Source organism: Sulfitobacter sp. SK012 (genome assembly GCF_003352085.1).
Classification (GTDB): domain Bacteria; phylum Pseudomonadota; class Alphaproteobacteria; order Rhodobacterales; family Rhodobacteraceae; genus Sulfitobacter.
Window position 1 is genome coordinate 3319118 of record NZ_CP025804.1, and the last position, 26145, is coordinate 3345262.

General features: G+C 55.8%; 32 protein-coding genes. 21 read left to right on the plus strand and 11 right to left on the minus strand.

Going from position 1 to position 26145, the window contains the following annotated elements; all coding sequences use genetic code 11:
* Window positions 1-15: 15 nt before the first annotated feature.
* Window positions 16-1308 carry an adenylosuccinate synthase gene (locus C1J03_RS16155; RefSeq protein ID WP_114887527.1) on the minus strand — a complete coding sequence of 431 codons (1293 nt, stop codon included), beginning with the start codon at window positions 1306-1308 and terminating at the stop codon, window positions 16-18.
* Between the two features lie 194 nt (window positions 1309-1502).
* Here C1J03_RS16155 and C1J03_RS16160 point away from each other — a divergent pair, with 194 nt between their 5' ends.
* A complete protein-coding gene (locus C1J03_RS16160) occupies window positions 1503-1898 on the plus strand; it encodes a DUF6524 family protein (protein ID WP_114887528.1) in 396 nt (131 codons plus the stop codon).
* Window positions 1891-2103, plus strand: coding sequence for a hypothetical protein (locus tag C1J03_RS16165; RefSeq protein ID WP_114887529.1), 213 nt, complete (start codon window positions 1891-1893; stop codon window positions 2101-2103). The genes C1J03_RS16160 and C1J03_RS16165 overlap by 8 nt, the downstream gene beginning before the upstream one ends.
* A gap of 12 nt (window positions 2104-2115) precedes the next feature.
* Here the strand turns inward: C1J03_RS16165 and C1J03_RS16170 are convergent, their stop codons facing one another.
* From C1J03_RS16170 to nthA, 3 genes are read right to left on the minus strand one after another with little or no spacing between them, the layout of a single operon-like run.
* Window positions 2116-2430 carry a nitrile hydratase accessory protein gene (locus C1J03_RS16170; protein ID WP_114887530.1) on the minus strand — a complete coding sequence of 105 codons (315 nt, stop codon included), beginning with the start codon at window positions 2428-2430 and terminating at the stop codon, window positions 2116-2118.
* Window positions 2427-3098 (minus strand): nitrile hydratase subunit beta, encoded by a 672-nt coding sequence (nthB, locus tag C1J03_RS16175; protein ID WP_114887531.1) that lies wholly within the window; start codon window positions 3096-3098, stop codon window positions 2427-2429. The genes C1J03_RS16170 and nthB overlap by 4 nt, the downstream gene beginning before the upstream one ends.
* The gene (gene nthA / locus C1J03_RS16180; protein WP_114889040.1) at window positions 3095-3712 is read right to left on the minus strand and encodes a nitrile hydratase subunit alpha; all 618 of its coding nucleotides are present in this window, start codon (window positions 3710-3712) and stop codon (window positions 3095-3097) included. Before nthA ends, nthB begins: the two co-directional genes overlap by 4 nt.
* Before the next feature lie 152 nt (window positions 3713-3864).
* Here nthA and secG point away from each other — a divergent pair, with 152 nt between their 5' ends.
* From secG to C1J03_RS16255, 15 genes are all read left to right on the plus strand, one after another.
* Window positions 3865-4224: a preprotein translocase subunit SecG gene (gene secG, locus C1J03_RS16185; RefSeq protein ID WP_114887532.1), complete on the plus strand. Its 360-nt coding sequence runs from the start codon at window positions 3865-3867 to the stop codon at window positions 4222-4224.
* Window positions 4225-4403: 179 nt separating this feature from the next.
* A complete protein-coding gene (locus C1J03_RS16190; RefSeq protein ID WP_114887533.1) occupies window positions 4404-6050 on the plus strand; it encodes a CTP synthase in 1647 nt (548 codons plus the stop codon).
* 87 nt (window positions 6051-6137) lie between these two features.
* On the plus strand, window positions 6138-6920 hold the full coding sequence (rlmJ, locus tag C1J03_RS16195) for a 23S rRNA (adenine(2030)-N(6))-methyltransferase RlmJ (protein WP_114887534.1): 783 nt from the start codon (window positions 6138-6140) through the stop codon (window positions 6918-6920).
* A 30-nt stretch (window positions 6921-6950) separates the two neighbouring features.
* A complete protein-coding gene (locus C1J03_RS16200; protein ID WP_114887535.1) occupies window positions 6951-7244 on the plus strand; it encodes a DUF1330 domain-containing protein in 294 nt (97 codons plus the stop codon).
* A 21-nt stretch (window positions 7245-7265) separates the two neighbouring features.
* A complete protein-coding gene (locus tag C1J03_RS16205) occupies window positions 7266-7916 on the plus strand; it encodes a hypothetical protein (RefSeq protein ID WP_114887536.1) in 651 nt (216 codons plus the stop codon).
* Window positions 7917-7926: 10 nt separating this feature from the next.
* On the plus strand, window positions 7927-8373 hold the full coding sequence (locus tag C1J03_RS16210) for a TerB family tellurite resistance protein (RefSeq protein WP_114887537.1): 447 nt from the start codon (window positions 7927-7929) through the stop codon (window positions 8371-8373).
* A gap of 29 nt (window positions 8374-8402) precedes the next feature.
* Entirely contained in the window at window positions 8403-8837 is a 435-nt protein-coding gene (locus C1J03_RS16215; protein WP_114887538.1) for a TerB family tellurite resistance protein, read from the plus strand.
* Between the two features lie 91 nt (window positions 8838-8928).
* On the plus strand, window positions 8929-9705 hold the full coding sequence (locus C1J03_RS16220; protein ID WP_114887539.1) for an ABC transporter ATP-binding protein: 777 nt from the start codon (window positions 8929-8931) through the stop codon (window positions 9703-9705).
* A 30-nt stretch (window positions 9706-9735) separates the two neighbouring features.
* Window positions 9736-10467 (plus strand): transporter substrate-binding domain-containing protein, encoded by a 732-nt coding sequence (locus C1J03_RS16225; protein ID WP_114887540.1) that lies wholly within the window; start codon window positions 9736-9738, stop codon window positions 10465-10467.
* 81 nt (window positions 10468-10548) lie between these two features.
* Window positions 10549-11430: an ABC transporter permease gene (locus C1J03_RS16230; RefSeq protein WP_114887541.1), complete on the plus strand. Its 882-nt coding sequence runs from the start codon at window positions 10549-10551 to the stop codon at window positions 11428-11430.
* Window positions 11427-12233: an ABC transporter permease gene (locus C1J03_RS16235; RefSeq protein WP_114887542.1), complete on the plus strand. Its 807-nt coding sequence runs from the start codon at window positions 11427-11429 to the stop codon at window positions 12231-12233. The genes C1J03_RS16230 and C1J03_RS16235 overlap by 4 nt, the downstream gene beginning before the upstream one ends.
* Before the next feature lie 99 nt (window positions 12234-12332).
* Window positions 12333-13667 (plus strand): glutamine synthetase family protein, encoded by a 1335-nt coding sequence (locus tag C1J03_RS16240; protein WP_114887543.1) that lies wholly within the window; start codon window positions 12333-12335, stop codon window positions 13665-13667.
* 3 nt (window positions 13668-13670) lie between these two features.
* Window positions 13671-14354: a type 1 glutamine amidotransferase gene (locus tag C1J03_RS16245; protein WP_114887544.1), complete on the plus strand. Its 684-nt coding sequence runs from the start codon at window positions 13671-13673 to the stop codon at window positions 14352-14354.
* Complete coding sequence (locus tag C1J03_RS16250; protein WP_114887545.1) at window positions 14354-15712, plus strand: glutamine synthetase family protein; 1359 nt, start codon at window positions 14354-14356, stop codon at window positions 15710-15712. Before C1J03_RS16245 ends, C1J03_RS16250 begins: the two co-directional genes overlap by 1 nt.
* A 5-nt stretch (window positions 15713-15717) precedes the next feature.
* Complete coding sequence (locus tag C1J03_RS16255) at window positions 15718-17022, plus strand: NAD(P)/FAD-dependent oxidoreductase (RefSeq protein ID WP_114889041.1); 1305 nt, start codon at window positions 15718-15720, stop codon at window positions 17020-17022.
* A gap of 49 nt (window positions 17023-17071) precedes the next feature.
* Here the strand turns inward: C1J03_RS16255 and phaR are convergent, their stop codons facing one another.
* From phaR to C1J03_RS16270, 3 genes are all read right to left on the minus strand, one after another.
* Complete coding sequence (gene phaR, locus C1J03_RS16260; RefSeq protein ID WP_114889042.1) at window positions 17072-17644, minus strand: polyhydroxyalkanoate synthesis repressor PhaR; 573 nt, start codon at window positions 17642-17644, stop codon at window positions 17072-17074.
* 129 nt (window positions 17645-17773) lie between these two features.
* A complete protein-coding gene (locus tag C1J03_RS16265; RefSeq protein ID WP_114887546.1) occupies window positions 17774-18217 on the minus strand; it encodes a phasin family protein in 444 nt (147 codons plus the stop codon).
* Between the two features lie 145 nt (window positions 18218-18362).
* Window positions 18363-20168 carry a PHA/PHB synthase family protein gene (locus tag C1J03_RS16270; protein WP_114887547.1) on the minus strand — a complete coding sequence of 602 codons (1806 nt, stop codon included), beginning with the start codon at window positions 20166-20168 and terminating at the stop codon, window positions 18363-18365.
* Window positions 20169-20274: 106 nt separating this feature from the next.
* On the opposite strand from C1J03_RS16270, the gene phaZ reads away from it, so the two are divergent.
* Together phaZ and C1J03_RS16280 are read left to right on the plus strand one after the other, a co-directional pair.
* Entirely contained in the window at window positions 20275-21564 is a 1290-nt protein-coding gene (phaZ, locus tag C1J03_RS16275) for a polyhydroxyalkanoate depolymerase (RefSeq protein WP_114887548.1), read from the plus strand.
* A gap of 5 nt (window positions 21565-21569) precedes the next feature.
* A complete protein-coding gene (locus tag C1J03_RS16280; protein ID WP_114887549.1) occupies window positions 21570-22145 on the plus strand; it encodes a DUF6151 family protein in 576 nt (191 codons plus the stop codon).
* 4 nt (window positions 22146-22149) lie between these two features.
* Here C1J03_RS16280 and C1J03_RS16285 read toward each other — a convergent pair whose 3' ends face one another.
* The 4 genes from C1J03_RS16285 to C1J03_RS16300 all read right to left on the minus strand — a co-directional run bounded on the left by C1J03_RS16285 (window position 22150) and on the right by C1J03_RS16300 (window position 24753).
* On the minus strand, window positions 22150-22860 hold the full coding sequence (locus C1J03_RS16285; RefSeq protein ID WP_114887550.1) for an alpha/beta fold hydrolase: 711 nt from the start codon (window positions 22858-22860) through the stop codon (window positions 22150-22152).
* Between the two features lie 74 nt (window positions 22861-22934).
* A complete protein-coding gene (locus C1J03_RS16290) occupies window positions 22935-23543 on the minus strand; it encodes a hypothetical protein (RefSeq protein WP_114889043.1) in 609 nt (202 codons plus the stop codon).
* 17 nt (window positions 23544-23560) lie between these two features.
* Window positions 23561-23989, minus strand: a complete 429-nt coding sequence (locus tag C1J03_RS16295; protein WP_114887551.1) for a VOC family protein — start codon at window positions 23987-23989, stop codon at window positions 23561-23563.
* Window positions 23990-24009: 20 nt separating this feature from the next.
* Window positions 24010-24753, minus strand: a complete 744-nt coding sequence (locus C1J03_RS16300) for an alpha/beta fold hydrolase (RefSeq protein ID WP_114889044.1) — start codon at window positions 24751-24753, stop codon at window positions 24010-24012.
* Between the two features lie 111 nt (window positions 24754-24864).
* On the opposite strand from C1J03_RS16300, the gene C1J03_RS16305 reads away from it, so the two are divergent.
* A complete protein-coding gene (locus tag C1J03_RS16305) occupies window positions 24865-25623 on the plus strand; it encodes an ArsR/SmtB family transcription factor (protein ID WP_114887552.1) in 759 nt (252 codons plus the stop codon).
* A gap of 3 nt (window positions 25624-25626) precedes the next feature.
* Window positions 25627-26046, plus strand: coding sequence for an MAPEG family protein (locus C1J03_RS16310; RefSeq protein ID WP_114887553.1), 420 nt, complete (start codon window positions 25627-25629; stop codon window positions 26044-26046).
* The last annotated feature ends 99 nt before the right edge of the window (window positions 26047-26145 follow it).

A 26145-nucleotide genomic window follows, 5' to 3' on the forward strand; every position in this document is an offset into this window, starting at 1 on the left:
CCCAGCTTGCTCAGGTCAATCCGCAAACGGATCGGTCACCAAAATAGTATCTTCGCGTTCGGGCGACGTGCTCAGCAAAGCAACGGGGCAACCGATCAGCTCTTCGACACGGCGCACATATTTGATTGCTTCCGCCGGGAGTTCCGCCCAACTGCGTGCGCCTTCGGTAGATTGGCTCCAGCCGGGCATTTCCTCATAAACGGGCGTGCACCGCGCTTGCTGATCTGCAGCTGTCGGCAGATAATCAAGCGCTTTCCCGTCAAGCTCGTAGCCCACGCAAATCTTGAGCGTCTCAAAACCGTCGAGCACGTCGAGTTTGGTAAAAGCGATCCCATTGACGCCGCTGGTCGCACAGGTCTGACGTACAAGAACGGCATCAAACCAACCGCAGCGTCGCTTGCGCCCGGTTACAGTACCAAATTCATGGCCCCGCTCGCCAAGACGCTGGCCATCCGCATCGTCAAGCTCTGCTGGAAACGGCCCTTCGCCCACGCGGGTGGTATAGGCTTTTACGATGCCGAGCACAAAATCGATGGAACCAGGGCCAATGCCCGTACCGGTCGCTGCCTGACCTGCAATCACGTTAGACGAGGTCACAAAGGGATAGGTGCCGAAATCGATGTCCAAGAGCGCGCCTTGAGCGCCTTCAAACAAGATCCGTTTGCCCGCGCGGCGCTTTTCGTTGAGGACTTTCCAAACCGGGGCTGCATATTCCAGCACTGACGGCGCAATCGCACGTAGATCAGCCAACAGTTTTTCGCGGTCGATAGGCTCAAGCCCCAGACCCCGGCGCAGAGCATCATGGTGCACCAAGGCGCGATCCACACGTAGCTCAAGCGTTGCGTCATCGGCCAAATCGGCAACTCGGATGGAACGCCGCCCAACTTTGTCTTCGTATGCGGGCCCGATGCCACGCCCTGTCGTGCCAATTTTGGCGACGGAATTTTGTGCCTCACGGGCACGGTCCAGTTCGCCATGAATAGGTAGGATCAACGGAGTGTTTTCAGCAATCATCAGCGTTTCAGGCGTGATTTCAACACCTTGCCCACGCAAACCTGCGATCTCTTCTTGCAAATGCCATGGGTCCAGGACAACGCCGTTGCCGATCACCGAAAGCTTGCCACCGCGCACGATGCCAGATGGCAACAAGGATAATTTGAACACCTCGCCATCAATGACAAGCGTGTGGCCCGCGTTATGTCCGCCTTGAAAACGGGCAATGACATCCGCCCGTTCAGACAGCCAATCGACAATTTTGCCTTTTCCTTCGTCGCCCCACTGTGCGCCTACGACAACAACATTAGCCATGACTGCCCTTTCTCAAATCAAACCCGGCACCGTATAGCCCCGGCTGAACCCGGACGAAACCATGAAATGGGCTAGACGGACTTTGAAACGTCAGAAACACCTGTGCCTCGAGGTAATAAATTCAATTTTGGCACTCCATGGACTTTCCCGCGTTCGACGGAGATATTTGGGATCAACGGAAAAGGACAAAACATATGGGCTTTATCCTGCGTTGGCTTTGCGCCTTTTTACTGCTGGCTGCGACGTTCAATCCGACGGAATTCAACTACGTCAAATGGGTCCGCGACTATGGCGACATGAACATATCTCTGGCATTGCTTTTGGGGTTGTTGCTGTTGATCGGCTACATCGTTTACCTGCGCGCCACGCTTCGCAGCATCGGTGGGCTGGGGATGCTCTTGGTGCTGGCATTGGTGTCGGCAGGCCTTTGGGTGTTGTATGATTTTGGTGTGCTCAGGCTCGATAACTCCAACTTTAATGTATGGTTGGGTTTGACGGCGCTGAGTTTCGTTCTGGGCATTGGGCTCAGCTGGAGCATCGTACGGCGCGCCGTTTCAGGACAAGCAGATGTGGATGATTTAGATGCGTAAACCTGCCCGAACCGAACAAGATTTTACCAAGTTCTACTATACCAAAGTTGGGCTGGGCGAAGGATGTGGCTGCGCGGAGCGCGTGATTGACGTGCATGAATTCAACAGGTTGGCCGGCACCTCAAAGCTCAAAGCGCCTCGTTTGCCTAAAAAAGGCGCGCTCAAACGGTTTTTGCAAAAAGCAGGGCTTTATTCCCGACGCTGAGCCTGCTGTGTATCAGTCGCCTAAATGAACGGGCGCGCCGTGCGGCGTGCGTAAATAGGCGCGTTCCCATGCACTGCGGAATTGCTCAACGGCTTGCGGCGTCGCAATATTTGCGTCTGCAAGAAAAGCTTCAAGCGTTTCGAGCCAAGCCGTGAAATAGTCGTCCCCACCATTAAGCTCTTTTGTCAGACCGTTCTGCGCAAGCGTCGCCCCAAAGCGCGTGGCCCACGTGCTCCAGTCAAAATGACCGGCCTCGTTCAGGTGCACCGTCAGTGCAAAAACCTGCGCGTGCCAGGGTGCTTCAAAGACGGGTTCGGGTGTGCTCATTGCGGCAACAAATAGCTTTGCCACAAGTCCAGAACGACCTCATCGCGGGGGTGTTCAGGGTGCGCCCACAGCTCAGATGCTTCAAAAACCACAGCATAAAGCGGCTCTGCACCATCGCCAAGACCGTGAGCACTGCTGTCGGGCAATACATGGTTGCCGTGCACGCGCAGAATGCGACCGCGTGCGCCTGCACCGTACATCGGCAGGCGCGTATGCCCACCATCAACCAACGTATTTTCGGCAATGGCACGGGTGATCACTGCGTCACCGGGCGCAAATTGCGCAGGCGTTGTGGTTGGCCGATCTGATGGGCCGCCAGCGGCCAGAACAGCCGGAACCTTTGCGGAGGTCAGCATTTTCTCTGCCAGATCGGTTGCGCCAACAGCACCACCCGACAGTTCCTCGCGGGTCAATACGTCTCGGGCCACCAGCAGATCGGCCAATCCGGCCATCCATTTTTCGTAATAAGAAAAAGCAGCATAATCTGTAGGGGCAAGGCATTCGCGGGCATGACGCGAGATATCGATGTTCCATTTGCCCAGTGATCCAGACGCCAGTGTCAGAGCCAAGGCACGCTTGTGCCAGTCCTCGTGAAACACCTCGCCCTCGGCTTCGGGAATTACGGGGCCATCGCCAAACCGACCGCCCATGTCGTGGACGCGGCTCATTGTGCGTTTACCACACCAGTGCCGATCATACTGTCGCGGGTCACAATGTCGGCCAGCGCCTCTTCGCTCCAACCGTCTGTGCCAGTGGGGCGCATCGGGATCACCAGATATCGCACCTCTGCGGTCGAATCCCAAACACGTACCGCCATATCAGGGCCCAATGCTACGCCGAAATCTGCCAGTACTTTGCGCGGCTCACGCACAACGCGGGCGCGGTATGCATCCGATTTGTACCATGTCGGCGGAATGCCCAAAAGTGGCCATGGATAGCAACTGCACAGAGTGCAAACGACAATATTATGCGTGGTAGGTGTGTTTTCCACCGCGACCATGTGTTCGCCCTGACGTCCGTAAAACCCCAAGTTGGACACGGCTGCGGTAGCGTCACTCAACAGATGAGCATGGAAATCTGGATCAACCCATGCCTTGGCGACAACGGCGGCACCGTTACGTGGCCCGATTTTGGTCTCGTAGGTGTCGATGATCACATCAAGGGCGGCAGGATCAACCAGACCCTTTTGAGTTAGAATCGTCTCCAAAGCCTTGATCCGCAGGGCGGGATCAGGTGGCAACAACGTATGGGGGTGATCGTGGTCATGGCTATCATGGGGCATGGCATTATCCTGCGTCGCAACGTGCTGCTTGTCTACCTCTGTTTGGCCGTTAAGTGACACGGCATCGATTGCCTGCCGCAGAGCCCTTGCCCCCAACGACGAACTTGCCTAGATACCCCAAACACGCAGCGCATAAACAAAGCACGGTACCCATGGAAAACGTCGTTCTGATCATCCACATCTTCCTCGCAATCGCGCTGATCGGTGCAGTTTTGCTTCAACGCTCGGAAGGGGGCGGCTTGGGTATGGGTGGCGGTGGTGCTGCATCTGGCCGGGCACCGGCAACAGCGATGGGCAAAGTGACTTGGGTCCTGGCCGCAGCGTTTATCGTAACGTCGATGTCGCTAACCATCATTGCTGCTCAGAAATCTGCAGGAAGCTCAGTCCTTGATCGACTGAGTGATACGCCGCCTGCTCAAAATGAGATCACGGCACCAGCGGCACCTGACGGGGACAATCTTCTGCCCCCCGCCCAAGGCGACAACGCGCCACTCGTCCCGACAGCGGATTAATTCCGCAACACCAATACCTTGAGGTTTTGCCGATTGCCGCAACATCATGTTGCGGTACGGCCTTGCCTTACCTACACGAATCCTGTTACCCGTTAGTCCCGTGGTGCTGTAGTTTTTCACAGCACATCTGGGCGGTCTAACGACCCTCAAAAAGACAGTTCACGGGAGCAATCGCGCACATGGCACGCTATATTTTCATCACCGGTGGTGTGGTTTCTTCGCTTGGCAAGGGACTGGCTTCGGCGGCCCTTGGGGCGCTTTTACAAGCACGTGGCTTTTCGGTGCGACTCCGCAAGCTTGATCCCTACCTCAACGTTGATCCCGGCACGATGAGCCCCTTTGAGCATGGCGAAGTCTTTGTGACAGACGACGGCGCTGAAACGGATCTTGATCTGGGCCATTACGAGCGATTCACTGGCGTTGCCGCGCGCAAGACCGATTCCATCTCTTCGGGTCGGGTTTATTCCACCGTGCTGGAAAAAGAACGCCGCGGCGATTACCTCGGCAAGACCATTCAGGTGATCCCGCATGTCACCAACGAGATCAAAGATTTCATTGGTATCGGCGATGACGAAGTTGATTTCATGCTGTGCGAAATTGGCGGCACGGTCGGCGACATCGAAGGTTTACCGTTCTTTGAAGCGATCCGCCAGTTTGCCCATGACAAGCCACGCGGCCAATGCATCTTCATGCACCTGACGCTCCTGCCCTATCTCGCGGCCAGTGGCGAGCTAAAGACAAAACCCACCCAACACTCCGTAAAAGAGCTGCAAAGTATTGGCATCGCGCCTGATATTTTGGTGTGCCGGTCTGAGCATCCGATCCCGGAAAAAGAACGCGAAAAGATTGCGCTCTTTTGTAACGTCCGCAAAGAATCTGTTGTGGCGGCTTACGATCTGGAAACCATTTACGATGCACCGCTCGCCTATCACGCCCAAGGGTTGGATCAGGCGGTTCTGGACGCCTTTCAAATCTCACCGGCCCCTAAACCAGATCTGTCGGTTTGGCGCGACGTATCGGACCGGGTACATAACCCCGAAGGCCTCGTAAAAGTTGCCATTGTTGGCAAATACACCCAACTCGAAGACGCCTATAAATCCATTGCAGAGGCCCTGACCCATGGTGGGATGGCCAACCGCGTCAAAGTTAAAGTTGAGTGGGTCGACGCAGAGATTTTCGACAAATCCCCTGATCCTGCCCCCCACCTTGCTGGGTTCCATGCGATCCTCGTCCCTGGTGGCTTTGGCGAGCGCGGTACAGAAGGCAAAATCAAAGCTGCGCAATACGCCCGCGAACACAAGGTGCCTTACTTGGGCATTTGCCTGGGCATGCAAATGGCGGTCATCGAAGCGGCACGTAATGTTGCAGGCCTGACCACCGCAGGCTCAGAAGAATTTGATCATGAAGCGGGGAAAAAGCGCTTTGAACCAGTTGTTTACCACCTCAAGGAATGGGTGCAGGGCAACCACAAAGTTGAGCGCAAGGTCGAGGACGACAAAGGCGGCACCATGCGTCTAGGCGCGTATGACGCGACGCTCAAAGAAGGATCGAGGGTCGCAGAGATCTACGGCTCCACCTCAATAGACGAACGCCACCGCCACCGTTACGAGGTCGATATCGCCTACCGCACACAGCTCGAAAAGGCCGGTTTGGTGTTTTCAGGCATGTCACCAGATGGCAAGTTGCCAGAGATCGTGGAATGGTCCGATCACCCTTGGTTTATTGGCGTACAGTTCCACCCCGAGCTTAAATCCAAGCCATTTGCCCCGCATCCCCTTTTCAAGGATTTTGTGCGTGCAGCCAAGGAAATGTCCCGACTGGTCTAAGCGGTCGTTTGGCCACAGGGGCCGAACATAAAAAATCGTGTCGCAGCACCGCTGCGCCCGTTGGATCTGACCCAAACGAGGAACCCGATGCTCAGCTACCAGCACAGCTACCACGCCGGAAACCTCGCGGATGTTCACAAACACAGCCTGCTTGCGTGGATGCTGGCCTATCTGACGCGCAAAGATAAACCGCTCAGCTATCTTGAGACGCATTCGGGCCGCGCGATCTATGATTTGATGGATGATGCAGCCGTCAAGACCGGTGAGGCCGCACAGGGCATCAAGCGGGCAAACGGCTGGTTTGACGCTGATCACCCTTATGCTGAGGTGTTGGCCCAAACCCGCGAAACCTATGGACCAGAGGCATACCCCGGATCACCCAGCATTGCCGCGCAGCTTTTGCGCCCCAGCGACACCTTGCATTTGGCCGAGTTGCACCCCCAAGAGCACGCCGCCCTTGATCTGGCAATGTCGCCCTATGACGCGAAATGCTACCGCCGGGATGGGTTTGATATGGCCTATGCCGTCTGCCCGCCAACGCCACGGCGTGGGCTGATGCTGATTGATCCCAGTTATGAAATTAAGACTGATTATGCAGATATGCCGCGCCACATCACGCGGCTGCACCGGGCATGGAACGTCGGCATTATAGCGTTGTGGTATCCAATCCTGACGAATGGCGCGCACGAGCCGATGCTGCGTTCCTTGCTAGACAGCAAACTCGAGGCGTTGCACCATGAGGTCCGCTTTGCCCCCGCGCGTCCCGGGCACGGGATGGTAGGATCGGGCCTTTTTGTGGTGAATCCACCCTACGGTCTGGACGTTGAGGCAAAAAGGATCGGCGCGTTTTTTAAACGCCACGCTTTGTAAGAACGCTTTACCGCCAAGGGAGACCCCGGAATGCCTAAAGGTTACTGGATCGCAAATGTGGATGTGCGCGACGCGCAGGTCTACGATAAATACCGCGCAGCCAATGCCAAACCCTTTGCTGAATTTGGCGCAAAGTTTTTGGTGCGTGCAGGGACACAACAGGTGCGCGAAGGCCAGATGAACGCCCGAACTGTTGTGATCGAATTCCCCAGCTACGCTGACGCGGTGGCCTGCTATGAGAGTGCGAGCTACCAGACGGCAAAGGAAATCAGGCAAATTGCTGCGGAAGGCAGCTTGATTATTATCGAAGGCTACGATTCGTAACTTCTGTGTTATGCTGTGTGCATGATCTTTTTGCGCGCACTCGCCTTGATGCTAATGCCGCAGGCTGTGTTGGCCTGTGGCGCATCGGTTTGTCTTGTGAACCCCCAAGAATTTGCCCTGCCCGAAATCATCACTTTTGACGACACGCCCAGCGGGTCAGGGCCAGGCCGCTTGGTGGATGATGTGCTTGCCCTGCCCGGCGCGCAATTTGGAGAACATTTCGCAGGTCAACAGCTTAGCCCTAAGGGCGATCATGACACTGTGACGGGTGCCGCATTTGGTCCGCTTATCTTGTTGCCAGGGGCCGATGGGCAAAATCTGTCGGTGGTCCACTTTTATGGCAACGCATTGCTCAACGGGTATGGCGCGGCAGGTTATCCAAAGCGCGAAGGCCAAGGCGAAGGCGCGATTGCCGTCTTGTTTGACCGCGACCAATCCGCGTTTGCCTTTGATTTGCGCGGCGGCGAAGCAGGCACTGCCCATGTTCAATTTCTGCGCCGCGATGGCAGCGTTATTGGTGTGGTACCCATTTCACCCACAGGCGAATTCGAGGTCGGATTTGCACGAAATCCGGGAATTGCGGACATTGCGGGCTTTGTTGTGACAAATTCTGACCCGCAAGGCATCGCAATAGACACTTTACGCTTTGGAAAAATCCCTGATCTAAGCTAGAGGGGATGTTATGTTAGAGCGTCTATTCCCCCGCCGCACCCCGGACCCGAAACCCCTACCCCAGCCAAATGCGCAGCTCGCACTTGGCGCGCTCTTGGTACGCGTGGCGTTGGCGAACCGAGAATATGTCGTTTCAGAAGTGGCGCAGATTGATCGTATCCTAGCGGCAACTTTCGACCTGAAGCCTCTGGAGGCTGCAAAACTACGCGCCACTTGCGAAGCACTGGAACGACACGCGCCCGGCACACCAGAATTTGCCGTGATTTTGCGCGACGAGATCGATTATGCCCACCGCAAAGCCTTGGCGGATGCCATGTGGTCCGTGGCTTTGGCTGACGGTAAGCGTGACGATGCGGAGGAAACGCAGCTTTTTGCAATTGAAACAGCCCTAGGCTTGAGCGAAGCTGACATCACCTGCGCACGGCAAAAGGCGCTCAGCCGTAAATCGGGTTTGTGACTTTCATAAACAGGACTATATAGCATTTCATGTTTGCAGATTTCCTTAAGCGGCTAACAGAGCCTGCTCCCGCCCCCCTCGCCGATACCGACGCACGTCTAGCGCTGACCGCGTTGTTGGTGCGAATCGCGCGTGCCGATAATGACTACAGCGCCAACGAAAAGCAGCGCATCGATGACATTATCACCGCACGCTACGGTCTATCTGGTGCTGAGCGGGACGCCTTGCGCGCGGATGCTGAGGTGCTTGAGGCTGAGGCCCCTGATACCGTCCGTTTCACCCGCGCTGTCAAAGATGCCATACCATATGATGCGCGTCTTGGCGTGATTGAGGCGATGTGGAGCGTTGTTTTGGCTGATGGGCAACGTGCTAACGAAGAAGACGCCGTGTTGCGGCTTGTTGCGAACCTTTTGGGTGTGACCGACATCGACAGCGCACAAGCGCGCCGCCGTATAGAAAGCTGACGTAACGGCACTTTTTTTGGCTGAGTTCAGCGTTGCTAATCGCTGTCAATTCAAGTTGTATACTTTGCGTATCATTTGATGAGCCTTGCCAGTGTCAAACAACCCACCCGTTATTGAGATCCGCGACCTGCACAAAGCTTATGGCGCGTTGGAGGTCCTCAAGGGCGTCAGCGTTAAGGCCCCACGCGGGCATGTGATTTCGCTGATCGGTTCATCGGGTTCTGGAAAATCGACTCTGCTGCGATGCTGCAACCTGTTAGAAGACAGCCAGCAAGGCGAGCTGCTGTTCGATGGCGAACCGGTGAGTTGGAAGGGTGCAGGCCACAATCGCCGCCCCGCGGATGCAAAACAGGTGCTGCGCATTCGCACAAACCTGTCGATGGTTTTTCAGCAATTCAATCTCTGGGCTCATATGTCGATTCTACAAAACGTGATGGAAGCCCCGGTAACCGTGTTGGGCCGTCCCCGCGCCGAAGTAGAAGACGCCGCGCGCGGATATCTCGACAAGGTGGGTATTGGCGATAAATGCGACGTCTATCCGGCACAATTGTCCGGCGGGCAACAACAACGTGCTGCGATCGCGCGCGCGCTGTGCATGGAGCCGCAGGCGCTGTTGTTTGACGAACCCACATCGGCACTCGACCCTGAATTAGAACAAGAAGTGGTCAAGGTGATCAAAAACCTCGCGGCCGAGGGACGCACCATGATGATCGTAACCCACGATATGAAATTGGCCGCAGATGTTTCGGATCACGTTGTGTTCCTGCATCAAGGTCTTATCGAAGAACAAGGGCCGCCAGAAACGCTGTTTGGCGCACCCAAATCGGAACGACTGCGCGGGTTTCTCTCTGCAACCCACGCCGCGTAAATCAAAAACCAAGAACTCGGAGACCATGATATGAAGAAGCTAATTTTGACGACAGCCGCTCTCGCGCTGACAGCCGGTATGGCTTTCGCCGACGGCCACGCTAAAACCATCCGCATGGGAACAGAGGGCGCATACCCTCCCTATAACTTCCTCAACGACGCGGGCGAAGTTGACGGCTTTGAACGCGAGCTGGGCGATGAGCTGTGCGCCCGCGCCGAACTGACTTGCGAGTGGGTCACCAACGAATGGGATAGCATTATCCCCAACCTCGTTTCCGGCAACTACGACGTCATCATGGCAGGTATGTCGATCACCGATGAGCGCGACCAAGTCATTGATTTCTCTGACCCATACACCCAACCTGATCCTTCTTCGTTCCTGGCGCTGTCTGCGGACGCAGATCTGACGACAGGCGTTATCGCAGCGCAAGCAGGTACAATTCAGGCCAGCCAGATTGCGTCCATGGAAGGGGCTACACTCGTTGAGTTCGCCACGCCCGAAGAAACCGTCGCGGCTGTTAAGAATGGCGAAGCTGATGCGGTTCTGGCGGATCGCGCCTATCTCGAGCCAATCGCCGAAGCCGATGGCGATCTGAACCTTGTAGGCGACGATGTCCTTTTGGGCGGCGGTATTGGCCTTGGCGTTCGCGAAAGCGATGCAGAGCTGCGTGAGAAATTCAACGCCGCCATTCAGTCAATGAAGGCTGACGGCACGCTCAACGTGTTGATTGAAAAGCACCTGCCGGGTTCGGCAACTTTTTGATCTAAATACCTCTGGGGAGGGGCCTGCCCTCTCCCCAGATTTCTAAACCAACTGCATTCACCCCCATAAACGAGCGCCGCCATTTTTAGCTACTGCGCCGATCCTTCTCAACTTGAGGGCCTGACTTGGCTCAGCTGCTACCTGACAACGGGCAAGCACATGGCGTTCTACTGGGCGGTGCCGTTGGTGTTGTTGCTGTTGGCCATTACGGCCCCTGTCGCTTTGGGTTTTGGCTTTGCGGGAGCGTCTGCGGCTCGGTCGCAATTTGCTCCTCTGCGCTGGTTGGGCAAGACTTATATCGCGCTGGTGCGCGGCGTGCCCGACATTGCGTTTTTTCTGTTTTTTGTGATCGCCCTGGATCAGGGTATCGAATACCTGCGCCATAAGGTGAAATGCCCAGACTGGGATCAACCCATTCGGCAAGGGAGCGATTTTGTCGTCTGTCAGGTTGCCAAGATGCCATTGGGCACAGACCCACAATGGGTCCACGAGACCTATGGATTTGCGATCGCGGTTCTGACTTTCTCCATTGTTTTCGGGGCTTTCGCAGCAAATGTTCTGTTTGGAGCAATGCGCGCTGTGCCCCATGCGCAGCTTGAGACCGCCGAAGCCTACGGCATGAACCCGCGCCAGATTTTCCGCCGCGTCTTGGTGCCACAGATGTGGGTCTACGCACTGCCCGGCCTTGGTAATTTGTGGATGGTGCTGATCAAGGCCACGCCCCTGCTTTTCTTGCTGGGCATCGAAGATATTGTGTATTGGGCGCGTGAATTGGGTGGCACCAAAACGCCCCGGTTCACCGACTATCCACACCCCGATTGGCGCATGTGGTATTTTCTGGCGCTGCTGGTGTTTTACCTCATCTTCACTCGCTTTTCTGAGATTGTTTTAGACCGCTTGATGCGGCGTTTGACCCGCGGTCAGGCCACAACCGGCGGCGAAGCACAAAGGAAAGCGGCATGAGCTGCCTCCAAACCATTCAAGACTACGGGCTGCGCTCGGTGGGGTACGGCGAGCGGCTGCTCCCGAAAGATAACTTTACTCTATGCGAACAATTCACGCTGATTGGGTCCGGCATGATCTGGAACATCTATTTTGGCGTGGTTGCTTTGATGTTCGGTTTCTTTTTTGCCACGGCCCTTGGTGTGGCCAAAGCCAGTCCGCGTCGGATTATCCGCAAGCCTGCAGAATGGTTCATCTTTGTCTTCCGAGGCTCGCCGCTGTTTATCCAATTCTTCTTTGGGTATTTCCTGTTTCTGTCGCTAAAATCGCAATTTGCATTCTTTGATCCATTCACAGCTGCATGGCTGGGCGCATTGATTGTCCTGTTTTGCAATACATCTGCTTATGCCGCCGAAATCTTCTATGGCGCGCTCCAATCTATCCCAAAAGGCGATGTGGAGGCCGCAGATGCCTACGGTCTGACAGGCTGGCCCCGGTTCAAACGGGTGATCTGGCCCACGATGCTGCGCCTTGCATGGCCCGCTTATACCAACGAGTCGATCTTTTTGTTTCATGCCACAACGCTGGTGTTCTTTTCCGGCTTTCCGGCATGGCAACAGCGCGGCGATGCGCTTTATTACGCCAGCTATTTTGCCGACAAGACGTTTAACCCCTTTATCCCCTACCCGATCTTGGCTGGGTATTTCATTTTGCTGACCGTCATCGTGATTGGCATTTTCGGGCTGATTAACCGACGGTTGAGCCGACACCTCCCCGCAGACCGGCGGCGTAAAATTCGCTTGCGTCCCAATCTGATCAGGTAGTATTTGTGATTTGATCAAATTTTTCCGTGGCGCTGGCCATGGCGATCTGGGGCACGCTTTGTCCCCCGGCCCTCTGCCAGCCCACCGCTCAGGTGACCTATGCAGAATTGGCTACGTAAACATCCTCAGGTCCGCACCATTCGCGTCGCGGCCGCTGATCTAAACGGTCAAGCGCGCGGCAAGCGGATCCCGACACGTTTTGCTGACAAAATCGTTGAAGACGGAACGCGCTTTCCAATGTCAGTGCTGAACCTCGACATCTGGGGTGAAGATATCGAAGACAGCCCGCTGGTATTCGATTCAGGTGACCGCGACGGTGTTTTGCGCCCCACAGAACGTGGTTTTATGCCGATGCCTTGGCTGGATGCGCCTACGGCACTTTTGCCGATCTGGATGTTCCATGATGATGGACGCCCCTATGCTGGTGATCCGCGCCATGCGCTGCGGGCTGTGTTGGACCGTTTCAAGGCGCGCGGGCTAACGCCTGTTTGTGCAGTCGAGCTCGAGTTCTTTTTGATCGACGATTCCGGTCGCAAGCTGCAAGTGCCCGTCTCGCCGCGTTCTGGCAAACGGCGCAAGGCGGCGGAAACGCTGTCGATCCGGGCGCTGGACCAGTTCGATGAATTCTTTACCGATCTTTATGACGCCTGCGAAGAGATGGATATTCCGGCCGACACCGCCATTTCCGAAGCCGGTCTGGGCCAGTTTGAGATTAACCTGATGCATTGCGACGACGCACTGCGCGCGGCGGATGATGCATGGCTTTTCAAGATGCTGGTCAAGGGGCTGGCGCGGCGTCACGGGTTTGCCGCGAGCTTTATGGCCAAACCTTACGAGGATTACTCGGGCTCGGGCCTGCACACACATTTCTCGGTGCTGGATGAAAACGGTGACAATGTCTTTGACAATGGCGGCGAAGAAGGCACCGATGTGATGCGCCATGCGGTTGCAGGCTGCCTCTCGGCGATGCCCGGATCAGCGTTGATCTTTGCGCCGCACGCCAACAGCTTTGACCGGATGGTGCCCGGTGCCCACGCGCCAACTGGTGTTTCATGGGCCTACGAGAACCGCACGTCAGCTATTCGCATCCCTTCGGGCAGTCACAAAGCGCGCCGGATAGAGCACCGCGTATCGGGCGGCGACGTGAACCCGTATCTGATGCTTTCTGCCGTGCTGGGGGCCGCAATCAACGGCATCGAAGACGCGGTTGAGCCGCCTGCCCCAATCACCGGAAACGCCTATGCCGCAGACCTGCCGCAGATCCCGGGTGACTGGAAAACCGCGATTGATACGTTTGAAAAAGACGCTGATATCGCGCGGATTTTTGCGCCTGAGATGGTGCGCAATTTTGTTCTGACAAAACGGCAAGAGCTGCATTACATGCACGAACTCACCCCCGCAGAGCAGGTCGAAATCTATTTGGACACGGTGTAGTTTATGAAAATCGGAATACTTCAGGCGGGCCACGTACCCGAAGAGCTGGGCCGCAGCATTGGCGATTACACGTCGCTTTATACAAACCTGCTGCAGGGGCATGATTTCGACTATCAAACTTGGTCCGTTGTTGATGGCGATTTCCCAGATGATGTGGGTCAAGCCGATGGCTGGTTTATCTCGGGCTCCAAACACGGGGCCTATGAAGATCACCCATGGATTGCGCCGCTGGAGCAATTTGTTCGCGATGTCTATGCGGATGGGCGGCCGATGATTGGTGTCTGTTTTGGCCACCAGATCATCGCGCAAGCGCTTGGCGGTAAAGTTGAGAAATTCGATGGGGGCTGGTCCGTTGGCCGTGTCGAATACGACATTGATGGCAAGTCCCTTGCCCTAAATGCCTGGCATCAAGATCAGGTGACGCGCCTGCCTGAGGATGCCCAAGTCATCGGATCATCAGCGTTTTGCGCCAATGCAGCGCTGACATACGGTGACCGAATTCTGACACTGCAGCCGCATCCGGAGTTTGGCGCAGATTTCATTGATGGTCTGATTACCGGTCGTGGCAAAGGCGTTGTTCCTGATGATCAGCTTGCCACCGCAAAAACCAACCTGCCCCTCAGCCTCGATAATGAACAGATCGGGCGGGATATGGGCGCATTCTTCAAGAGGAAAGAGAGGGCCTGATGGCCGATTGGAAAGACGACCTGCCCGCTGCGGCGCGCGAATACCTGATGGACCGCCGGCTCGACGAGGTCGAATGCATCATCCCTGACATCCCCGGCATTGCCCGCGGCAAGGCGGTTCCGGCGACGAAATTCGCACGGCAAGATTACTTCCACCTGCCCGACAGCATCTTTTACCAGACGATCACAGGTGAATGGGGTGAGGCCGCGGGCGAAGACGGCTTTATCGAAAAAGACATGATCCTGCGCCCTGATATGTCGACGGCGACGGCGGCCCCTTGGACGGGCGACTGGACCTTGCAGGTTATTCACGACGCGTACGATCGCGATGGTAATCCGGTGCCCTACTCGCCGCGCAATGTGCTCAAGCGTGTGGTTGAGCTTTACCGTGCCGAAGGGTGGGAGCCGGTTGTGGCCCCCGAGATGGAGTTCTTTTTGGTCGCGCGCAATCTCGACCCGGCCCAAGAAATCAAGCCAATGATGGGGCGCTCTGGCCGTCCAGCAGCGGCCCGGCAGTCTTATTCGATGACGGCGGTGGACGAATTTGGCCCGGTAATCGACGACATCTATGATTTTGCTGAGGCCCAAGGTTTTGAGATTGATGGCATCACCCAAGAAGGCGGTGCTGGCCAATTGGAGATCAATCTGTTGCACGGCGATCCGGTAAAATTGGCGGATGAAGTGTTTTATTTCAAACGCCTGATCCGCGAAGCTGCGATGCGGCATGAGTGCTATGCGACGTTCATGGCCAAGCCGATTGCGTCCGAGCCCGGTAGTGCGATGCACATCCACCATTCGGTTTTGGACGCTGAGACAGGCGCGAATATCTTCTCTGGCCCGCAAGGCGAAGAGACGGACGCGTTCTATCACTTCATCGCTGGCCTTCAGGATCATATGCCTTCCGCACTTGCGGTCATTGCACCTTACGTCAACAGCTACCGCCGGTATGTCAAAGATCACGCCGCCCCAATCAACCTTGAATGGGCGCGCGACAACCGCACAACGGGCATTCGTGTGCCCCTGTCTGGGCCCGAGGCGCGGCGCGTGGAAAACCGTTTGGCTGGGATGGATTGCAACCCATATCTGGGCATCGCGGCAAGCCTTGCGTGTGGTTATTTGGGGCTGATGGCCCAAAAACAACCCAAACCGGAATTCAAAGGCGATGCCTATCACGGCGAAGGTGACATCCCTCGTGTCATGGGCGAAGCGCTGGAACTGTTTGTCAACGCGACCGCTTTGAACGAAGTGTTGGGCCCTGAATTTGCGCGGGTTTATTCCATCGTGAAGGCGGCGGAATATGAAGAGTTCTTGCACGTAATCTCGCCGTGGGAGCGCGAGCATCTTTTGATGAACGTGTAAGCCACGTGAACCTTCTTTATTCCAATGACCGCGCGGGCCAGTACCCAAAAAGCTGGTACGCTGCGACTGCGACACCGCTTGAGAAATTTGCCCCCCTAAAAGGTGCGCAAAAGGCAGATGTTTGCGTCATCGGAGGCGGATATACGGGCCTGTCCACGGCATTGCATTTGGCGCAAGCGGGGCGTGACGTGGTGCTTTTGGACGCCCAGCGCGTTGGCTTTGGTGCCTCGGGGCGCAATGGCGGGCAACTCGGTAGCGGCCAGCGTGTAGAACAAGACTCGCTGGAGCGGATGTTGGGCGCGGATCACGCGGCCAAGCTGTGGAAAATGGGCGAAGAGGCCAAGGCGCTCGTCAAACGGCTGATTGCCGAGCACGAGATCGATTGCCACCTGAAACCCGGCGTTGCGTGGACCGGATCAACAGATAGTGACGTGCGCGATCTGCACAGCTATGCCGAACACCTGCAGCAACGCTACAGCTATGATCAGATCGAAATACTTGATCACGATGCATTGCAGGATGTGTGCCCGTCACCCGATTATCGCGGTGGCGTACTGGATAAAGGTGCCGCGCACTTGCATCCGTTGAACTTTGCATTGGGTCTGGCGCGGGCCTGCGCTGCAGCGGGCGTGCGTATTCATGAACGCTCACCCGTGCATAATATCGACGAAGGCACACCCGCGACAGTGCGCACAGATAGCGGCCATGTGGTCGCAGATCATGTCGTGTTGGCGTGCAACGGCTATTTGGGTGGGCTTAACCGCAAGGTTGCTGGGCGGGTGATGCCGATCAATAATTTCATCGCAGCGACCGAACCTTTGGGCGCGCGTGTGGCTGATGTCTTGCCGCGTGATGTGGCCGTCGCTGACAGTCGATTTGTGGTGAATTACTTTCGCCTCAGTCACGATGGCCGACTGCTGTTTGGCGGCGGCGAAAGCTATGGCTACCGCTTTCCAAACGACATCGCCGCCAAAGTTCGCAAACCTATGACAGAGATATTTCCACAGCTGCGGGATGTAAAAATCGACTATGCATGGGGCGGCACTTTGGCCATCACTCTCAAGCGTTTGCCCTATTTTGCGCGGGTCGCACCAAATATTCTGTCGGCGTCGGGGTATTCGGGGCACGGATTGGGCACGGCGACGCATGCAGGGCAGCTGATGGCGCAGGCAATTTGCGGTGACGGTGATGGATTTGACACAATGGCGGCAATCCCGACCTCAGCATTTCCCGGCGGCGCTGCGATGCGGACACCGCTTTTGGCTCTTGCGATGAGTTGGTACGCGCTGCGCGATCGCTTCGGCGTCTAAAAAAACACACTGTTGGCGTAAAGAAGGGGCCTTGTGAGGCCCCTACCCGTTATTTCAACTTTGACAGTTTTTCCTGCAATTCCGCGAGCTGCTTTTTGATCGCGTCCAGATCTTCGCCCTTTTCAGGCTCTGGAGGCGCGTCGTTGCCGGGCTGGGGTGTTGTCCCGCCTGCCCAGCCGGATCCACCGATACCGCCCGTCATGGCTTTCATCAGCGCTTTTTGCTGCGCTTGCATCACTTCAAAACCGGGCATTTTGGCCATCGGGTTCAGAGAGCTGATGTTATCCATCGCGCGCGTTTGGCCATCCCGCAGCATATCAAAAGACGTCTTGAGGAACTCGGGCACTACGCTAACGCCACCTGTCATGTAGCTGCGCACCAGATCGTTGAGCACATCAACAGGCAACACGCTTTCGCCACGGCTTTCGTGCTCTGCAATGATCTGTAGCAAATATTGTCGTGTCAGATCGTCGCCAGATTTCAGATCAATGATCTGCACCTCACGACCGTCGCGAATGAACCCTGCGATGTCTTCGAGCGTGACATAATCACTGGTCTCAGTGTTGTAGAGACGCCGACTGGCGTACCGTTTGATAAGAAGGGGTTTACCGCTGTCCGCCACGTGAAAGTCCTCTCTGACGTTCTTGCTGCAATGCAGCTTAGACGCGCCTGAAACAAAAAGAAAGGGCGAGCTCAAAGAGCCCGCCCTAGTCCTGCACCCTGAGGGAGGTAGAGTACAGTTTAGATCGATTTACTTAGATGTCGCTTTTTTCGCACCGTTCTGCACGTCGGTAGTTGCTTTGGACATCACGGATGTCGCGTCGTCGGAGATGTCTTTGCCAGCGGCCATCATCAACTCAACTGTGTCCATCTGAACTTTTTTCGCGATTTCAGCGAAAGCGGCCATGTGCTCGGCTGCTGTTTCGGCAGAAGCAGAAGCGAAATCGCTCATTGCTTTTGCGTAATCTGCAGGCTCTTGCTTGGCTTTGGACATGTCTGCCAGCTTTGTCAGAGTCTCTTTGGTCCACTTGGAAGAAATCTCGGTGGACTTCTCAACCGCTGTCAGGGCAACGCCGGACAGCTTTTCGTTCAAAGAAGCTGTTGTTTTGAACGATGCTTCCATGCCTTTGGTGTCAACTGGGAAAGAACCCATTACGTCTTTGAGAATTGCCGTCATGTCTGGTGTATTTGTCATTTTCAATATCCTTTGATGCTTCAGTGCCGGGATCATTCCCGTCGTTTTCGCTTCTGTTAAAAGATATAGATGCTGCGCTGCGGCATTTCAAGCTTTATTCTGCACTGCAGCATAAGATTTTCAATCTGTGATTAGGCGTTATTTTTCAACCTCTTGCCTTGATCGCCACGTAGCTTCCCGGTGCATCGGCAAGAATTTTTCGGTCATTGGCACCTGGAATACGTGCGGGAATCATCTTGCCGCCGCGTTTTGACAACCACTTGCCCCAGCGTGGCCACCACGATCCTTCGTTGAAATCCGCACTTTCCAGCCACTTCTCATGGGTCAGGCCCAGCGTGGGGTTCGTATAGTGGCCATACTTGTGTTTGGTCGGCGGGTTCACGATGCCTGCGATGTGACCTGATTGGGCCATAATAAACGTCTTGTCCTTGCCGCCCATCTGCTGAACCCCGCGAAGGCAGTCTTTCCAAGGCGCAATATGATCCGTTTCGCAGGCAATCGCGCACAGCGGAATATCGATGTCCTTAAGTTCTAGGTGGTGTCCCAACAAATCATAGCCGCCATCCGCCAATTCATTGGCTTGGCACAGGCCGCGCAAATATTGCATCGCCATCTTGGCTGGCAAGTTGGCCCCGTCCCCGTTCCAATACAGCAGATCAAACGCGGGCGGTGTGTCGCCCAGCATGTAACTCTTGATCGCCGGCCCATAGACCAGATCATTGGACCGCAAAAATGAGAAGGTCCGCGCCATTACAACAGAAGGCAGCATGCCTTTGTCTTTGGTTTCGGCCTCAATACCGTCAATAAAGTCATTCGTCAGGAAGGGCTGGAATTCACCCTGATCCGAGAAATCAGTGAGGGCGGTAAAGAAGGTGGCCGATTTGACCGACGTATCGCCGCGTTGCTTGAGCAAGGAGAGCGTCAGCGACAAGGTTGTCCCGGCGATACAATAACCAACCGCATTCACCTGCTTTTCGCCGGTGATTTCCTTCACTTCTTCGAAGGCGGTCAGATAGCCCTCTTCAATATACTCTTCCATGCCGACATCGACATAGCTGGGGTCCGGGTTGATCCAAGACACCATAAACAAGGTGTAGCCCTGATCGACGATCCATTTCACAAGGCTATTTTGCTCCTTGAGATCGAGAATATAGAACTTGTTGATCCAAGGTGGGAACACCACGATCGGCGTCGCGTGAACCTTTTCAGTGCTCGGCGTGTATTGAATGAGCTCGAACATGCGGTTGCGAAACACGACCTTGCCCGGTGATGTCGCGATGTTGCGCCCCAGCTCAAACGCACGCTCATCCGCCAGGCGCACGATCATTTCGCCGTCATTGGCCTCCAGATCGCTAATCAGATTTTCCAGACCTTTGATAAGGCTTTCGCCTTCGGTCTCCACAGCGCGCTCAAGCGCATCGGGGTTGGTGGCGAGGAAATTTGTCGGGCTCATCATGTCGATAATCTGGCGGCTGAAATATTGCAGGCGCTTTTTCTCGAGCGGGTCCATGTCTTCTACTTCAGATACGGCCTGCTCCAGCGCTTCGGCGTTGATCTGGTATTGCTGCTTGAGGAAGTTGAAATAGGGGTGCGTTTGCCACAATGGGTTCGCAAAACGACGATCGGTCGGTGTTTGGTCGTCAGGGGCCTCAAGGTTTCCTTTGGCCAAGGCCTGTTGCGCTTCGACAAAATGGGTGACCGATTTGGTCCAATACCCCAACTGGTGCTCAAAGATCTTGGCGGGGTTTTGCATCGCCTCCTGCCAATAGACCTGAGCGGCCTTAGTGAATAATTCTTGATTCGGACCATCCAGCGCGGCCTGATGACCTTTCTTGCTGGCCATCACTTGCGTCAAACGCTCGCGCAAGGCGTCAACTTTAAGTAGATTTTCAGCCATACGTGACAACGAAGCCTCAGGTAGCTCTTCATTTTCCGTTGTTTTAGTTGTCATCTTAACCCTTACCTTCTATCTTCGCACTTGCAGCATTTCGTCGCCCGGGTCTGGGTGGGGCGCGACGCCGTGCCCAGAAAATGGGCTCACAACAGGAGTACCCCACGTGCGCTATATGGCAACCTACGACCTAATGGAAACGGTACGGAATACGAACCAATGGCTCGGCTCTTCGGCGCTCGCTATGGGATCCTATCCCGCTTTTGCGATGTTTCCAAACCCTGCGTTGCAATGGATGGCCGCTTGGGGCGAAGTAACGGAACGCACATTCTCGCGTATGTCGATGAAACCGGATTGGAATATCCCGCCTTTTCCCGCTGCAGACGGCCAAGACCATGTGGTTACAGTCGAAAAAGAGATCGTGCGTGATTTTGGGGATCTGCTGCATTTCCGCGTTGCGGGCCGCACGGCCAAGAAACGCAAGGTGCTGCTTGTCGCGCCAATGTCGGGCCACTATGCCACGTTGCTGCGCTCGACCGTGATTAGCCTGCTGCCGGATTGCGACCTTTATATTACCGACTGGCACAATGCGCGGGACATTCCCGTCAGTGCAGGCAAGTTCGACGTCGAAGATTATACTTTGTATCTAGTAGAATTCATGCGGCATATGGGGCCAGACACCCATGTGATCGCCGTTTGCCAACCTGCCCCCCTAACGCTGGCCGCGACCGCCTATTTGGCCGAAGAAGATCCCGATGCGCAGCCTCGCTCGCTGACGTTGATCGGCGGGCCAGTTGATCCTGACGCCGCACCAACCGATGTCACTGACTTTGGTCACCGCGTCACCATGGGCCAACTAGAGCAATCGATGATCCAGCGCGTCGGGTTCAAACACGCGGGCGTGGGCCGCAAGGTCTATCCCGGCCTTCTGCAACTTGCGTCATTTGTATCTATGAATGGTGATACGCACAAAAGCGCATTCAAAGATCAGATCGCGCGCGTGGCGCGTGGCGAAGCGCATGAGCATGACAAGCACAACAAATTTTACGACGAATACCTCTCGGTGATGGACATGCCGGCGGAATTCTATCTGTCGACAGTGGACCGGATTTTTAAGAACCGTGAAATTGCTAAGAACGAATTCGTCGTTGCGGGCAAACAGGTCGACATGGGCAAGATCACAACCGTGGCCGTCAAGACCGTCGAAGGGTCGGCGGATGACATTTCGGCACCTGGCCAATGCATCGCGGCGCTTGATCTGTGTACCGGCTTGCCTGACAGCAAAAAAGCCAGCCACCTCGAAGAAGGTGCCGGACATTACGGCATCTTTGCCGGCAAGAGTTGGCGCAACAATATCCGGCCGCTGGTGTTGGATTTCATTGATGCCAATGATGGCGATCCCGTTGAGAAACCAACGAAAGTTCGTAAAGCCCCTAAAAGATCAAAGGCGGCTTAAAAACTATGAAACGCGCCTCTGACATCGCCTTTGCTTGTTCATGTGGTGCGGTGTCGGGGCGTTTGCTTGCGGCCTCGCCACGTGCCGGCACACATCTGGCCTGTCACTGCAAGGATTGCCGCGCTGCAGAGATTTATGCGGGGCAATCAGACCCCTCGCCCGACCCTGTTGAGATATTCCAAACTACCGCTGATCGGATCAAGATCGACAAAGGCGCTGAAAATCTCGCGGTGTTTTCCTTTGGTGAAAAAAATCTCCTGCGCTGGCAAGCAAGCTGCTGTGGGGCACCGCTGTGCAACACGTTGCGCAACCCGCGGTTTTCGTTTGTCGGCGTGAATACTAAACGTCTGGAAAACACCGAAGCGCTAGGGCGGATAGCTGCTGAATCGTTCATGCCGCAATCTGGTGGCGGCACCAAACATCGCAACATGGGCCGGTTTGTCTACGGAATGCTAAGTCGGACTGCTGCTGCCGCGCTATCGGGGCGTTGGAAAGACACGCCGTTCTTTGACCCCGCAACAAGAGCCCCTGTCGCCACGCCGCGCATTGTCCCACTCGCGGAGCGCAAAGCCCTTCTTTAAGCGGCTATTGCAATATCAGTGGCATTTGAAGCCATTCGCGCAGCGCAAATGTGGTCTCGGACGGCTGTTCCAATGTCGGCAAATGCCCACTTTGCTCCATCACGCGCAAGGTCGCGTAGGGGATCAGTTCTGCCATAAATTCATGCCGTTTTACCGGACAAAGCGCGTCATGTGCACCACATAAAATAAGGGCGGGCACCTTGCATTTGCGCAACGTTACCTGCTGATCCTTGCGGCGCTGAAGCGCGCGGGATTGGCGAATAAAAACATCGGGGCCCAATACCTGAGCCATGTCCAAAACCAGATCGAGGACTTCACCACGGTAAGGGCCTGGCGCTAGGTAGTTCGGTTTCATTTCTTCGCGCATGACCTCCAGCATCCGGCCCGCGCGTGCTTTGACGATCTGCGGCTCGCGGTTGGCCGCTATCACCGGGGTTTCAGCCAGCGGATTGGTATCCATCAGCGCAATTCGAGTCACACGGTCAGGGGCCCGGCGCAGGATTTCCATCGCAACGATGCCGCCCATGCTAAGCCCAGCAAGCGCAAAGCGGCGCGGTAATGCGTCCAGCAGGCCAGACGCGATTTCTTCGATCCGGTCGCCGCCCGTTACAGGGGCGACCATCACGGCCGTATCTGCCGAAAGTTCTGCGATCTGTGGACCAAAAAGCCGCGCGTCACACATCATGCCCGGCAACAAAACCAGTGGTTCTTTCATCGAGGTCTCCTGCCCTGCCTGCGACGCGCAGTTTGACCTGCATCCGCCCTGCCCGCAAGCAAATGCGGAGTGGTTTAGGGCTGTGAAATGCCGCGCAGGGGCGGAAAGTCGCTGTAGCGTGCAGATCGGGTGGCCACATCCTCGGAAGGGGCGGCGCCGGTGCGCAATAACAAGCCCTTAGGCGCGATATAGCTGGAGATCGTGCGCAACGGTTCAGGCCGCCAAACGAGGTTGAACGCCGCCAATTTGGGAAAGAACCACATCTCGGAATAGGGCAGATGGTCATGCACCCACCACGCCAGATCGCGCCAATCGCGGCCTGCGCCGTATTGATCCGCAAACCATGGGACCACCAGCGACGTGCCCGCAATGGGCGTACCGGGACGGTCCCAGATGTGGCACTCGATGGGATTATCGCTGCTTGCGCAATTGAGTTTGTTCTCGTTTCCGTAAGTGTTGAGGGCATCTGAGCGGTAGCCCGAACGGACACCAATTCGGCCAAATGTTTCTTCCAGCGGGTCCAGCAATTGCGTACAAAGCGCGCGACCGTGTTCAATCGCCAAATCAGGATCATCTGGGATGTTCGGGATGCCATGAAACGCCGAGATCTCCGACATCAAGAAATCACGCATGTAGAAATGTTTCGACAAACGCACCCGGCCCAGCGTCTCAAGGCTCCACATGCTGGCGGGACGGCGCATCAGCCGTAGCCGTTCCAGCGGAATTCGCCATTCGGACCAAGGGTGGAGAATGGATTATGCGCCACTTCCCAGACATGGCCTTCGGGGTCAGAAAAATAGCCAATATGCCCGCCCCAGAAAACATCCGATGCCGGGCGCAAAATTTCCCCTCCCGCAGCTTCGACGCGGTCCATCAGTGCGCCGACTTGTTCTTGGTATGCGACGTTGTGGGAAAATGTTGCGGCACCGTGCCCCAGTGTTTTGGGGTCTCGGCCCATATCTTCGGCCAATTTATCAAGGGGGTAGAGACCAAGCGCTTGCCCTATCAGGTCAAAGGCAATGATCCCGTCGGGTGTCTCAACCCGCCGCCAGCCCAAAGCCTCGTAGAAATCAGCCAGTAACGCGGGATCGCGCGCACCAAGGGTAATCAAACTGATGCGTTGTTCCATCTTACTTTGCTCCTGTTGGGCTATTTCAGCACATCCAATATCGCGGTTTCGATCATAGAGAGATTATCAGCTTCAGAAAACCGATGATCTGCGCCTTTGATAAGCGTCAGTTGGATATCAGGACCGGTCGCTTGCTCTAGTAGGCGGTTGGCCATTTCGGTGCTAACGGCGGTGTCCGCCGTACCTTGTAAAAGGCGCGTGGGAAACGGCAGGTTTAATGGTGTACGCAGGACCAGATGCTTGCGCCCGTCCTCAATCATGCGGCGGGTCACAATATAAGGCTCCATGTAATCCGATGGCAGCTCCACCTTGCCCTGCGCCTCAAGCACAGTCTTTTGCGCCTCAGTTAACCCAGCCCACCAGCCGTCTTCCGTGAAATCAGGCGCGGCGGCGATTGTGACAAGCCCAACAAGGCGCTCCGGGCGCGCCTTTGCCAGGAGCAGAGCCTGCCAGCCGCCCATTGACGACCCAACCGCCACAATCGGCCCATCAATCAGCGCGTCGACAAGGGCCAGCGTATCTTCGTGCCAATCGCCAATCGCACCTTCATCAAAAATGCCCGATGACTCCCCATGGCCAGAATAATCAAACCGCAAAAAGCTGCGGCCTTGTGCGCGGGCCCACGCCTCCAGATGCAAAGCCTTGGTGCCAAGCATGTCTGACTTCAACCCTGAAAGGAAAACGATTGTGGGCCCCTGCCCTGCGCTAAGGCAGTAGGCCAAATTGCGCCCCTGTGGTGTCTCAAAATACGCGGTCTGTGACATCGGGCCCTCCGTTTCAGCGCGATCATGCGCAAGCTTTGAGCCAAGGGCAAGAGATTCAAAATTAGGTGACCCTATTGTCACGTGACTACTTTGTCACGTATAAGCGATTCTATGGACATGATCTTCAAAGCTCTGGCCGATCCGGCCCGCCGCACCTTGCTGAATGCATTGCACCAGCGCGACGGGCAGAGTTTGCAAGAGCTTACAGAACTGCTCGAAATGACGCGTTTTGGTGTGATGAAACACCTTGGCGTCCTGATCGAAGCCAGGTTGATCGTGACCCGCAAAGATGGACGGTTCAAATACCATTATCTCAACGCCGTCCCCCTCCAAGAGGCCATAGACCGCTGGATCGAGCCTTTGCTCGTGCAACCGGCGGCACGCGCAGTGATTTCCCTAAAAACCCAACTTGAAGGAACCACGCCGATGTCGAAACCTGATTTTATGATGCAAACCTATATTCACTGTACCCAAGACGCCCTTTGGCATGCGCTGACGGATGCGGACGCCAATGCAGCCTATAATTTCGTTGTCAGTAGTTGCGAACGCGAAGGCAACGCGCTGATCTACAAAACCCCCGACGACAACACGATGTTGATTTGCACCGAGACGCAGCTGACACCCAAGACCCGCATTGAAAGTACGTTCGAGCCGCATTGGGCAGGCCCCGAAGTGCCGCTTCAAGCCTCGCGGTTTGTCTATATCATCGAGCCACAGGTGGATCATTGCCTGCTGACACTTGAGCATTACGACCTGCCCGCCGGTCAGGAAGGGATTGCTGATGGTTGGCAAAGGACGCTTGCTGGGCTCAAGACATGGTTAGAGACCGGCAAAACCGTCAAGTTCTCCTATCCCGCAGCGGAGGCTTGAACTATGACGCCTGCATCTTTCCCAACTGAGCTGGGCGTACTGACATGCCTTGCGCTGCTCGCGGCCTCGCTTTGGATCCCTTATATCGTTGGGGTCAACTCCGAAACAGCCGCTGGCGACACCTTCCAACGGCCGGGTGATCTGTCGCAAATGCGGCCGTGGGTGCACCGCGCATATCGGGCGCATTTGAACCTAATCGAACAGCTGCTGCCGTTTGCCATTCTGGTGCTGTTGGTAGACCGCCTCGATGGGTTCAACGCGCTTACCTATTGGACCAGCATCATTTTCTTCTGGCTGCGGGTGGCACATGCCGCAGGGATGATCAGCGGCTTTGCCCGAATGCCCCTGCGCCCGATGATTTTTACCGCCGGGTGGGTCTGTTGCCTGATCATGGGTTACGCCGTCTTTGCCGCGCGGTTCTGAATGCATTGGCCAGAGGCGGACATCATGCCGCCTCTGGCAACACTGGACATACGATCGGCTGAGGACCCCGTGAGGTCTTGACGCGCACGCCGCCCCCGG